Source organism: Nocardioides dongkuii, assembly GCF_014127485.1.
In the GTDB taxonomy this organism is placed as follows: domain Bacteria; phylum Actinomycetota; class Actinomycetes; order Propionibacteriales; family Nocardioidaceae; genus Nocardioides; species Nocardioides dongkuii.
In genome coordinates this window covers 2,307,173-2,318,233 of sequence record NZ_CP059903.1, presented here as the reverse complement: position 1 = coordinate 2,318,233, position 11,061 = coordinate 2,307,173, and the positions used below count along the sequence as shown (strand labels likewise).

Sequence of the window (11,061 nt, the reverse complement as noted above, 5' to 3'; positions counted from 1 at the left end):
GGAGGCCGGGGGTGCGAGGCATCTCGGGACTGGGCACCGCGATCGCGGCGATGCTCGTCTGTCGCTGCGGGCACGTCCGTGCCGCGCACCAGCACCACCGTCGCGGCAGCGACTGCGCGCTGTGCCCCGGCACCTGCCCCCGCTTCCGCCCGCACCGCGTCCTCGCCAGGTCCGAGCGGTGACGGCGGCGCCGGCCTCCCCGAGGACCGCGCCGTGACCCTGCCGGTGCTGATGTACCACGCCGTCGGCACCCCGATGCCGGCGCGGCTGGCCGACCTGACCGTGCCGCCGGCGCTGCTCGCCGAGCAGCTCGCGGCGCTCACCGAGGCGGGGTACGCCCTGCTCGGCCTCAGCGACGCGCTCGCCGCGCACGCCGACGGACGCGCCGCGGTGGCGCTCACCTTCGACGACGCGTACGCCGACTTCGTCGAGAACGCCACCGGCGTCCTGGCGACCGCCGGGGCCGGCGCCACGCTCTACGTGCCGACCCGCGACCTCGGCGGGACCGCGTCCTGGCTCGCCGACGGCGCCGCGTCGCTGCCGCTGATGTCCGCCTCCGACGTCGTCGACGTGGCGGCGGAGGGCATCGAGGTCGGCAGCCACGGCGCCGTCCACGTCCCGATGGACGTGCTGCGCCCGGTCACGGCGGCCGCCCAGCTCGGCGAGAGCCGGGTGGTCCTCGAGGACCTCGTCCAGCGCCCGGTGGTCGCGTTCTGCTACCCGCACGGCTACCACGCGCGCCGGCTGCGCCGGCAGGTCGCGGCGGCCGGCTACGAGCACGCCTGCGCCATCGGGCACCGCCTGCACACGACCGGGCAGGACCGGTACGCCGTCCCGCGGCTGCACGTCACCGCCGACCACGACCCCGAGGCGCTGGTCGACCTGGTCGCACGCGGACCCGGGGGACTGCGCCCCCTGGCGAAGCGCGCCGCCACCCCCGCGTGGCGGACCGCCCGGCGGGTGGCGCTGCGCACGACCGGAAGGACCTGGACATGAGCACGAGCGACGCGGGAGCCACGGGCGTCACGGTCGGCGTGGTGGTGTGCACGCACGCCGCGGAGCGCCGCGAGCAGCTGCAGGCCGCCGTCCGGTCGCTCGCGGAGCAGACCCGGGTGCCCGACGACGTGGTCGTGGTGGTCGACGGCGACGAGACGCTCGCCGAGCTGGTCCGGGCGGCGGTGCCCGGCACCCGGGTGCTGTGCCTGGGCCACAACCAGGGCGTGTCGGTCGCGCGCACCCGCGGCGCGGCGGCGCTGGGGACCGACCTGGTGGTCTTCCTCGACGACGACGCCGTGGCGGACCCCGGCTGGCTCGCCGGGCTGCTGGTGCCGATGTCGGACCCGCAGGTGCTGGGGTCCAGCGGCCGGTCGGCCGCGGTGTTCGGCGGCGCCCGCCCCTCCTGGCTGCCCGAGGAGTTCCTCTGGGTGCTGGGCTGCAGCTACCGCGGGATGCCCACCGCGCCCGCGCGGGTCCGCAACTTCTACGGCGGGTGCGCCCTGGTGCGGCGCGACGTCTTCCTCGACCTCGGCGGGTTCGACCCGGCGGTGGGCCACCACGGGGACGCCGTCGGCGGCGGCGAGGAGGCCGACTTCTGCCTGCGGGCGGCCCGGGAGACCGGCGGCGAGTTCGCGTTCGAGCCCGCGGCGCTGATCCAGCACCACGTGCCGGCGTCCCGGCTCACCTGGCGCTACTTCCTCACCCGCTGCCACGGCGAGGGCCGGATGAAGGCCCGGATGGCCCGCCGCGCCCCGAAGGGCGCGCTCGGCCCGGAGCGCGCGTTCGCCCTGGCGGCACCGGTCGCCGTGCTGCGCGCGATCGGGCGCGGCCGGCCGGCGCAGGCCCTGGGCATCGTGGTGGGCTGCGTCGCCGTCCTCACGGGGCTGGCGCGCGACAGCCTCCCCGGCCAGCGCCGATGAGGGTGCTCCTGCTCGCTCAGCTGTACCCGCCGGTGATCGGCGGCGAGGAGCGGCACGTGCGCAACCTGGCGGTCGCGCTGGCCGCCCGCGGCCACGAGGTCCACGTGGCGACGTACGACACCGGGGAGCCGGCGCAGCAGGACCCCGGCGTCGCCGTCCACCTGCTCGACCACGTCGGTCGGCGCCTGCCCGGGCTCTACCCGACCGCGGACCGGCCGCTGGCCCTGCCGGTGCCCGACCCGCTCACCACCCGCGACCTGGCCCGGCTGGTCCGCGACCTCGCGCCCGACGTGGTGCACGCGCACAACTGGATCGTCTCCTCGTACGTCGCGCTGCCGGCCGCCCGGCGGCTGCCGCTCGTGCTGTCCCTGCACGACTACAGCCACGCGTGCGCCACCAAGCGGCTGATGTTCCTCGACGGCGAGCCGTGCTCGGGCCCCTCGCTCCGCAAGTGCGTGCCGTGCGCCGGCCAGCACTACGGCCGGGCTCGCGGTCCGGTGATCGCGGGCGCGGTCGCCGCGGGGTCGCCGCGGCGACGGGGCGTCGTGGACCTGTTCACGCCGGTGAGCCGCTTCGTGGGGGAGGCGAACCGGCTCGACCAGCAGGGCGTGCGCTGGGAGGTCGTCCCGAACTTCGTGCCCGACGAGCTCGTCTCGATGCCGGAGCCGCCGCGCGACCCGGCGCTCCCCGGCACGCCGTACCTCTTCTTCGCCGGCGACCTGAGCGAGCAGAAGGGCGTGCACACGCTGATGGAGGCCTGGCGGCGGCTGCCCGACGGACGGCCCGACCTGGTGCTCGTCGGCCGGCCCGCGGACCGGCTCGGCCCGCTGCCGGAGGGCGTCCACGTCCACCACCACTGGGACCACCCGCGGGTGCTGTCCGGGTTCCGGCACGCGACGGCGGCGGTGCTGCCCAGCGAGTGGCCCGACCCGTGCCCCACCACGGTGCTGGAGGCGATGGCGACGGGCGCGCCGCTCATCACGACCGGGCGCGGCGGCATCGCCGACATGGTGGTGCCGGGGGAGTCCGCGCTGGTGGTGCCGCCGGGCGACCCCGCCGCGCTCTCCGCGGCGATCGGTGCCCTGGTGGCCGACCCGGCGCGGGCGGCCGCGCTGGCCGGGCGCGGGCGCCAGGAGGTGGGCCGGTTCCTGCAGAGCTCGGTCGCGGCCCGCTTCGAGGAGCTCTACGCCGACGTCAGGGCGTCCGCGCGGCGCGGCGGGTCGCCAGCAGCGCCCAGCTGAGCGCGGCGGACGTGAGCGCGGCGCCGAGCATGTGCACCGCGACCAGCAGCTCGGGCAGGTCGTTGAAGTACTGCACGAACCCGAGGACGCCCTGCAGGACCTCGATCGCCAGCAGCAGCGCCACCGCCCGCGCCGCGACGTCGGCGTGCGCGCGGCGGGCGAGCACCAGCATCGCGAGGGTGAGCGCGACCAGGACGTAGACCGCCCACGCGTGCACGTGCGAGACGACCTGCGGGTCCAGCCCCGTGCGGCGGGAGTCCAGGTCGCCGCTGTGCGGGCCGCTGCCGGTGACGATGGTGCCGAGCCAGAGCACCAGCCACCCGACCGCGAACGCGGCCAGGGCGAGCCGGCGCAGCAGCGCCGGGGCCTCCGGCCGCTCGGGGCCGCGCAGCTCGTCGAGCAGCAGGACGCAGATGCCGATGATCGCCATCGAGACGAGGAAGTGCAGTGCCACGACGTACGGGTTCAGATCGGTGAGCACGGTGATGCCGCCGAGCACCGCCTGCGCCGGGATGCCGAGCGCGACCGCGACCGCGAGGTTGCGGGCCCGCCGCCGGCCGGAGCGCGCCGCGGCCACGACGCACGCGATCGCGATCACCACGAGGATCCAGGTGAGCATCCGGTTGCCGAACTCGATCACGCCGTGCGCGCCCAGCTCGGGGTGGGTGACGAAGGACTCCTCGGTGCAGCGGGGCCAGGTCGGGCAGCCGAGGCCCGAGGAGGTCAGCCGGACGGCGCCGCCGGTGACCACGATCAGGATGTTGGCGACCAGGTTGGCCACCGCCAGCGGCCAGAGGTACGGCGCGCGGCGGGTGCTGGTCTCGGGGGGTGCGGTGGTCATTCCCATCGGAAGGTCCTCGCGGTCAGGGCGGAGCCGACGACGGCCCAGCCGGTCAGCACGGCCAGGCTCGTCCACGGCGTGGTGCCGTCGGCCAAGGCGTCGCGCATCCCGTCGCCGAGCGCGCCGGACGGCAGCCAGCGGACGACGTCGCCGAACGCGCCGTACGCCGAGCTGGGCAGCACGACGGCGCCTCCGGCCATCAGCAGCAGGTAGACCAGGTTGGCCGCGGCCAGCGTGGCCTCGGCGCGCAGCGCGCCGGCGAGCAGCAGGCCGAGCGCAGCGAAGGCGGCGGTGCCCGCGACGATCGTGAGGACCACGCCGGGGACCGAGACCGTCGGGTTCCAGCCGAGCAGCTGGGCCACGAGCGCGATGACGAGCACCTGGAGGGCCTCGACCAGCAGCAGGGCGCCGATCTTGCCGGCGAGCAGACCGGTGCGGGGGAGCGGGGAGCTGCCGAGACGCTTGATCACGCCGTACCGCCGCTCGAACCCGGTCGCGATCGCCAGGGAGGTGAACGCCGTCGACATCACCGCGAGCGCGAGCACGCCCGGGGTGAAGACGTCGACCGCCGGGTCGGAGAACTCCAGGCCGACCCGGTCGGCGCCCTGCACGGCGCCGACCAGCACGATCAGCGGGATGGCGACCGCGAGCAGCAGCTGCTCGCCGTTGCGCAGCATCAGCCGGGCCTCCATCGAGGCCTGGGCGAGCACCATCCGGTGCAGGGGGGCCGCCCCGGGGCGGGGGGCGAAGGCTCCGGTCGGCGCGCTCACGTGGCCAGCTCCCGTCCGGTCAGCTGCAAGAAGACGTCCTCGAGGTTGCGCGAGCCCAGGGTCAGCGACTCCGGGAGCACGTTGTTCTCGTCGCACCAGCGCGAGACCCGGGACAGCGTCGAGGCGTCCGCCGGGCCGGTGACCAGCAGGCTCACCTCGTCGAGCTGGGTCACCTGGGTGCCCTCGCCGAGCGCGGCGCGCAGCGAGTCCGGCGAGCCGGGCGGGAACGGGCGGGTCACGACCAGCCGGATGGTGGCGGTGCGGCTGCCGCGCGTCAGCGCCAGCGGCGTCCCCGACGCGATCAGCCGGCCGTGGTCGATGATGTGGATGTGGTCGGCCAGCCGCTCGGCCTCGTCCATGTAGTGGGTGGTGAGCACGACCGTCGCCCCGTCGCCGCGGAGCTCGGCGAGCAGGTCCCAGGTGGTGCGCCGCAGCTGCGGGTCCATACCGGCGGTGGGCTCGTCGACGAAGACCAGCTCGGGCCGCCCGACCAGCGCCATCGCCAGCCCGAGGCGCTGCTGCTGGCCCCCGGAGAGCCGCCGGTACGGCGTCCGCCCGCAGTCGCCGAGCCCGAGCCGCTCGGCCAGCACGTCGACGTCCAGCGGGTGGGCGTGCAGCCGGGCGACGTGGCGCAGCATCTCCATCGCGCGCACGCCGCTCCACGCGCCGCCGCCCTGGAGCATCACGCCGATCCGGGGCAGCAGCTCGCGCCGCTGGCGCACCGGGTCGAGCCCCAGCACCCGCACGGTCCCGCGCTGGGGACGGCGGTAGCCCTCGCAGGTCTCCAGCGTCGTGGTCTTGCCGGCCCCGTTGGGTCCGAGCACCGCGGTGATGGAGCAGCGGTCGACGGCCAGCGAGAGCTCGTCGACGGCGAGCTTGTCGCCGTACCGCATCACCAGGCCGTCGACGACGACTGCAGGGGCGGCGTCGGGCACCACCACAGTCTAGGAAGCCCGCCCGCGGACCGGCTGCCCGGGGCGACGGCCTACCGTTCGGTGCGTGAACGACTGGGTCCTGGGTCTGGTGCTGGCGCTCACCGCCGTGGCGGCCGTCGCCACCGTCGTGATGCTCGTGCGCGACCAGAGCCCGCCGAGCGACGCCTACTTCGCGCTCCTCGGCCTGCTCGCGCTGGTGCTGCTCGGCCAGGCCGTCTGGGGGTGCGTCGCCCTGGCCGGCACCGACCGGGACGTGGACGGCATCACGTTCGTGGCCTACCTGCTCACCGCGCTCCTCGTGCTGCCCGTCGGCGCCGCGATGTCCCTGATCGAGCGCACCCGGTGGGGGACGACCGCGCTCCTGGTCACGCTGCTCGCGGTCGCGGCCTGCGAGGCGCGGCTGAACACGCTGTGGAGCGTCGGTGCCTGACCCGACCGACTCCCCGGCCGACACCCCGATCGGCCCGGACCACCTGTTCTCGGGTCCCGGGCGGGTGCTGGTCGTGGCGTACGGGATCTTCGCGGTCGCCGCGACCGGCCGCTCCCTGGTGCAGCTCGGCACCGACGCCGACCGCGCGCCGCTGGCGTACTCGCTCTCGCTCCTCGCCGGCGTCGTCTACCTGGTGGCGACCACCTGCCTGCTGCTCGGCGGCCGCCGAGCCTGGTACGTCGCGGTCGCGGCGTGCTCGGTCGAGGCGGTCGGCGTGCTGGCCGTCGGGACGCTGAGCCTGGTCGCCACCGACCTGTTCCCCGACCGCACCGTGTGGTCGCACTTCGGGGAGGGCTACGGGTTCCTCCCGCTGCTGCTGCCGGTCGCCGGACTGGCCTGGCTGAGACGCACGTCACCACCCCGCCGGGGGTAAGGGTTGCCTTGCTTGAAGGGCCCGAAGCAATAACGGCACACTGGTGTTGTGGAATTCGACGGGACGCACGACCAGCCGACGCGTGAGCGCGTCGCCCGGTCGATCCTCGTCAACGGACCCTCCACCGCGGCAGCGCTGGCCGAGCGGCTCGCGCTGACCCCGGCGGCGGTCCGCCGCCACCTCGATCAACTGCTCGAGGAGGGGGCGGTCGAGGCCCGCGAGGCCCGGATCGGCGCCCACCGCGGCCGCGGGCGCCCCGCCAAGGCGTTCGCGCTCACCGAGACCGGCCGCGACCGCTTCGACCAGCAGTACGACGACCTCGCCGTGCAGGCGCTGCGCTTCGTCGCCGAGACCGGGGGCGAGGACGCCGTCCGGCAATTCTCCAGGCGGCGCGTGGCGTTCATCCAGGAGAGGTTCGAGGGCGTCCGGCAGGCGGACCCGTCGCTGTCCCCCGCGGAGGTGCTCGCCGAGGTGTTCACCGCCCAGGGGTACGCCGCGTCGGTGCGCCACCTGCCGCTCGTCGACGGGCGAGGCGTGGGGGAGCAGCTGTGCCAGCAGCACTGCCCGGTCGCCCACGTCGCCCACGAGTTCCCCCAGCTGTGCGAGGCCGAGACCGAGGCGATCAGCCGCGTGCTCGGCCGCCACGTCCAACGCCTGGCCACGATCGCCCACGGCGACGGGGTCTGCACCACCTGCATCCCCGGTCAGCCGACCACCACCGCGAACGAGAAGGAGCGGGTCACCTCATGACCTCCATCGAAGAACTCAACCCCGAGCTCCAGGGCATCGGACGCTACGAGTTCGGCTGGGCCGACACCGACACCGCCGGTGCCAACGCGAAGCGTGGTCTGAGCGAGGAGGTCGTCCGCGACATCTCCTCGAAGAAGAGCGAGCCCCAGTGGATGCTCGACCAGCGCCTCAAGGGCCTCAAGCTCTTCCACCGCAAGCCCATGCCGACCTGGGGCTCCGACCTCGGCGGCATCGACTTCGACAACATCAAGTACTTCGTGCGCTCCTCGGAGAAGCAGGCCGCAACCTGGGACGACCTGCCCGAGGACATCAAGAACACCTACGACAGGCTCGGCATCCCCGAGGCGGAGAAGCAGCGCCTGGTCTCCGGCGTCGCCGCGCAGTACGAGTCCGAGGTCGTCTACCACTCGATCCGCGAGGACCTCGAGGAGCAGGGCGTCATCTTCGTCGACACCGACACCGCGCTGAAGGAGCACGAGGAGCTCTTCAAGGAGTACTTCGGCACCGTCATCCCGGTCGGCGACAACAAGTTCTCCGCGCTCAACACCTCGGTGTGGTCCGGCGGCTCGTTCATCTACGTCCCCAAGGGCGTGCACGTCGACATCCCGCTGCAGGCCTACTTCCGGATCAACACCGAGAACATGGGCCAGTTCGAGCGCACCCTGATCGTCGCCGACGAGGACTCCTACGTTCACTACGTCGAGGGCTGCACCGCGCCGATCTACAGCTCGGACTCGCTGCACTCCGCGGTCGTGGAGATCATCGTGAAGAAGGGCGCCCGCGTCCGCTACACGACCATCCAGAACTGGTCGAACAACGTCTACAACCTGGTCACCAAGCGCGCGACCTGCGAGGCCGGCGCCACGATGGAGTGGGTCGACGGCAACATCGGCTCCAAGGTGACGATGAAGTACCCCGCGATCTACCTGATGGGCGAGCACGCCAAGGGCGAGACGCTCTCCATCGCGTTCGCCGGCGAGGGCCAGCACCAGGACGCCGGCGCCAAGATGGTGCACGCCGCGCCGAACACCTCCAGCTCGATCCTGAGCAAGTCGGTGGCGCGCGGCGGCGGGCGCACGTCGTACCGCGGCCTGATCCAGATCAACGAGGGCGCGCACGGCTCGAAGTCCAACGTGCTGTGCGACGCGCTGCTGGTCGACCAGATCAGCCGCTCCGACACCTACCCCTACGTCGACATCCGCGAGGACGACGTCTCCATGGGCCACGAGGCCAGCGTCTCCAAGGTCTCCGACGACCAGCTCTTCTACCTGATGTCGCGAGGCATGGAGGAGGACGAGGCGATGGCGATGATCGTCCGCGGCTTCGTGGAGCCGATCGCCAAGGAGCTCCCGATGGAGTACGCCCTCGAGCTCAACCGGCTCATCGAGCTGCAGATGGAGGGGGCGGTGGGCTGATCCGCCCACGCCCCCGTCCGACCGCGACCCTGAGAAAGCGAACCCGTTTTGACCGTGACTGATGCTGCCCGCGAGAGCGTGGAGTCGGCCCTGGAGCAGGCTCCGGTGGTCAGCCACCTGAACCCGCCCCCGTCGTACGACCTCGCCGACCACCCGGTGCCCACCGGCCGGGAGGAGATCTGGCGGTTCACCCCGCTCAAGCGACTCCGCGGAGTCCTGGACGGCGAGGCGTCCGACGCCACGCTGACCCGGACGACCTCGCTGCCCGAGGGCGTCACGCTGACGACCGTCGGCACCGAGGAGGCCCGCACGCTCGGCGAGCTGGCCCCCAACGACCGGCCCTCCGCCCTGGCGGCGGAGCTGGCCGGCAGCGTGGCGCTGATCGACGTGCCCGCCGACCTCGAGCTCGACGAGCCGATCGTGGTGCGCCTGCACGGCGAGTCGGCCGACGACCTGGTCTGGAGCCGGCTGATCATCCGCGCCGGCCGCTTCTCGCGGGCGACCGTCGTCCTGGCGCACACCGGGTCGGCGCGCTACTCCGCGATCACCACGGTGCTGGTCGGCGACGGCGCCGACCTCAACGTGCTCACGCTGCAGGACTGGGACGACGACGCGGTGCACCTCGCCCGTGATGGCATCCGGGTCGGGCGTGACGCGAAGGTCCGGCACACCGCGGTGTCCTTCGGCGGCGACGTCGTCCGCATGCACGCCAACGTCGAGTACGCCGCCCCCGGCGGCGAGGCCGAGCTCCTCGGGCTCTACTTCGCCGACGCCGGCCAGCACCTCGAGCACCGGCTCTTCGCCGACCACAACGCTCCGAAGACCAAGAGCAACGTGGTCTACAAGGGCGCGCTGCAGGGCCAGGGCGCGCACACCGTCTGGATCGGGAACGTGCTGATCCGCCAGGTCGCCGAGGGCATCGAGACCTACGAGGAGAACCGCAACCTGGTGCTCTCCGACGGCTGCCAGGCCGACTCGGTGCCCAACCTCGAGATCGAGACCGGCGAGATCGAGGGCGCGGGCCACGCGTCGGCGACCGCCCGGTTCGACGACGAGCAGCTGTTCTACCTCCGCTCGCGCGGCGTCTCCGAGAAGGAGGCCCGCCGCCTGGTCGTGCACGGCTTCTTCAACGACCTGATCCGCAAGGTCGGCATCCCCGAGGTCGAGGAGCAGCTGCTCGCCACGGTCGAGGCCGAGCTCGCCAAGAACGTCCTGCGGGAGGACTGATGGCGTTCGTCCGAGCCTGCGCGCTCGCCGACGTCCCGACCGACGAGGCGCTCGGCGTCACGATCGGCTCCCTCGAGGTCGCGGTCGCCCGCGACGGCGACGAGGTGTTCGCGCTGCACGACCTGTGCAGCCACGCCGCCGTGCCGCTCAGCGAGGGCGAGGTCGCCGACTGCGCCGTCGAGTGCTGGCTGCACGGCTCCCGCTTCGACCTCCGCACCGGCAAGCCCACCGGCCTCCCGGCCACCGAACCTGTCGCGACCTTCCCCGTGCAGGTCCGCGACGACGCCGACGGCAGCGCTGTCTACGTCGACACCACCACCACCCTGAACGGAGTCACCCCCGCATGAGCGAGCTCGTCATCAAGGACCTGCAGGTGTCCGTCAAGACCGACGACGGTCCCAAGGAGATCCTCAAGGGCGTCACGCTGACCATCCGCGACGGCGAGACGCACGCGATCATGGGGCCCAACGGCTCCGGCAAGTCGACCCTGGCCTACTCGATCGCGGGCCACCCGAAGTACGACGTCACCGGCGGCACTGTCACGCTCGACGGCGAGGACGTGCTGGCCATGTCGGTCGACGAGCGGGCCCGCGCCGGCCTGTTCCTCGCGATGCAGTACCCCGTCGAGGTGCCCGGCGTCTCGGTCTCCAACTTCCTGCGCACCGCCAAGACCGCCATCGACGGCGAGGCGCCCAAGCTCCGCACCTGGGTCAAGGACGTCAACGGCGCCCTCCAGCGGCTGAACCTCGACCCGACCTTCGGCACCCGCTCGGTCAACGAGGGCTTCTCCGGCGGTGAGAAGAAGCGCCACGAGATCGCCCAGCTCGAGCTGCTCGACCCGAAGGTCGCGATCCTCGACGAGACCGACTCCGGCCTCGACATCGACGCGCTCAAGATCGTCTCCGAGGGCGTCAACCGGTTCCGCCACCAGGAGGGCAAGGGCGTCCTGCTGATCACGCACTACACCCGGATCCTGCGCTACATCGAGCCCGACTTCGTGCACGTCTTCGTCGACGGCAAGATCGCCGAGCAGGGCGGCGCCGAGCTCGCCGAGCAGCTCGAGGCCGAGGGCTACGACAAGTACCTCAAGGCCGGCGTCTGAG

General features: G+C 73.3%; 14 protein-coding genes. 11 read left to right on the top strand and 3 right to left on the bottom strand.

The window, feature by feature from the left end; translation table 11 throughout:
• The first annotated feature begins 11 nt into the window (after positions 1-11).
• From H4O22_RS11200 to H4O22_RS11185, 4 genes are read left to right on the top strand one after another with little or no spacing between them, the layout of a single operon-like run.
• Entirely contained in the window at positions 12-182 is a 171-nt protein-coding gene (locus tag H4O22_RS11200) for a hypothetical protein (protein WP_182523491.1), read from the top strand.
• A gap of 31 nt (positions 183-213) precedes the next feature.
• A complete protein-coding gene (locus tag H4O22_RS11195; protein WP_182523490.1) occupies positions 214-996 on the top strand; it encodes a polysaccharide deacetylase family protein in 783 nt (260 codons plus the stop codon).
• Positions 993-1,916 (top strand): glycosyltransferase family 2 protein, encoded by a 924-nt coding sequence (locus H4O22_RS11190; RefSeq protein WP_182523489.1) that lies wholly within the window; start codon positions 993-995, stop codon positions 1,914-1,916. Before H4O22_RS11195 ends, H4O22_RS11190 begins: the two co-directional genes overlap by 4 nt.
• On the top strand, positions 1,913-3,157 hold the full coding sequence (locus H4O22_RS11185) for a glycosyltransferase family 4 protein (RefSeq protein ID WP_182523488.1): 1,245 nt from the start codon (positions 1,913-1,915) through the stop codon (positions 3,155-3,157). The genes H4O22_RS11190 and H4O22_RS11185 overlap by 4 nt, the downstream gene beginning before the upstream one ends.
• Here the strand turns inward: H4O22_RS11185 and H4O22_RS11180 are convergent.
• The 3 genes from H4O22_RS11180 to H4O22_RS11170 are packed head-to-tail and all read right to left on the bottom strand — an operon-like array spanning position 3,111 to position 5,703.
• Positions 3,111-3,998, bottom strand: a complete 888-nt coding sequence (locus H4O22_RS11180; protein ID WP_227466108.1) for a COX15/CtaA family protein — start codon at positions 3,996-3,998, stop codon at positions 3,111-3,113. The two genes, H4O22_RS11185 and H4O22_RS11180, sit on opposite strands and share 47 nt — an antisense overlap.
• Complete coding sequence (locus tag H4O22_RS11175) at positions 3,995-4,768, bottom strand: ABC transporter permease (RefSeq protein ID WP_319804159.1); 774 nt, start codon at positions 4,766-4,768, stop codon at positions 3,995-3,997. Before H4O22_RS11175 ends, H4O22_RS11180 begins: the two co-directional genes overlap by 4 nt.
• A complete protein-coding gene (locus tag H4O22_RS11170) occupies positions 4,765-5,703 on the bottom strand; it encodes an ABC transporter ATP-binding protein (protein WP_244962932.1) in 939 nt (312 codons plus the stop codon). The genes H4O22_RS11175 and H4O22_RS11170 overlap by 4 nt, the downstream gene beginning before the upstream one ends.
• Before the next feature lie 64 nt (positions 5,704-5,767).
• Between H4O22_RS11170 and H4O22_RS11165 the strand changes: the two genes are divergently transcribed.
• From H4O22_RS11165 to sufC, 7 genes are read left to right on the top strand one after another with little or no spacing between them, the layout of a single operon-like run.
• The gene (locus H4O22_RS11165) at positions 5,768-6,133 is read left to right on the top strand and encodes a hypothetical protein (protein ID WP_182523486.1); all 366 of its coding nucleotides are present in this window, start codon (positions 5,768-5,770) and stop codon (positions 6,131-6,133) included.
• Complete coding sequence (locus H4O22_RS11160) at positions 6,126-6,566, top strand: hypothetical protein (protein WP_244962931.1); 441 nt, start codon at positions 6,126-6,128, stop codon at positions 6,564-6,566. The genes H4O22_RS11165 and H4O22_RS11160 overlap by 8 nt, the downstream gene beginning before the upstream one ends.
• A 48-nt stretch (positions 6,567-6,614) precedes the next feature.
• Positions 6,615-7,316 carry a helix-turn-helix transcriptional regulator gene (locus H4O22_RS11155; RefSeq protein WP_182523485.1) on the top strand — a complete coding sequence of 234 codons (702 nt, stop codon included), beginning with the start codon at positions 6,615-6,617 and terminating at the stop codon, positions 7,314-7,316.
• Entirely contained in the window at positions 7,313-8,731 is a 1,419-nt protein-coding gene (gene sufB / locus H4O22_RS11150) for a Fe-S cluster assembly protein SufB (protein ID WP_182523484.1), read from the top strand. Before H4O22_RS11155 ends, sufB begins: the two co-directional genes overlap by 4 nt.
• A gap of 54 nt (positions 8,732-8,785) precedes the next feature.
• Positions 8,786-9,958, top strand: a complete 1,173-nt coding sequence (gene sufD, locus H4O22_RS11145; protein ID WP_244962930.1) for a Fe-S cluster assembly protein SufD — start codon at positions 8,786-8,788, stop codon at positions 9,956-9,958.
• Positions 9,958-10,305 carry a non-heme iron oxygenase ferredoxin subunit gene (locus H4O22_RS11140; RefSeq protein ID WP_182523482.1) on the top strand — a complete coding sequence of 116 codons (348 nt, stop codon included), beginning with the start codon at positions 9,958-9,960 and terminating at the stop codon, positions 10,303-10,305. The genes sufD and H4O22_RS11140 overlap by 1 nt, the downstream gene beginning before the upstream one ends.
• Positions 10,302-11,060, top strand: coding sequence for a Fe-S cluster assembly ATPase SufC (gene sufC, locus H4O22_RS11135; RefSeq protein ID WP_182523481.1), 759 nt, complete (start codon positions 10,302-10,304; stop codon positions 11,058-11,060). The genes H4O22_RS11140 and sufC overlap by 4 nt, the downstream gene beginning before the upstream one ends.
• Position 11,061: the final 1 nt, after the last annotated feature.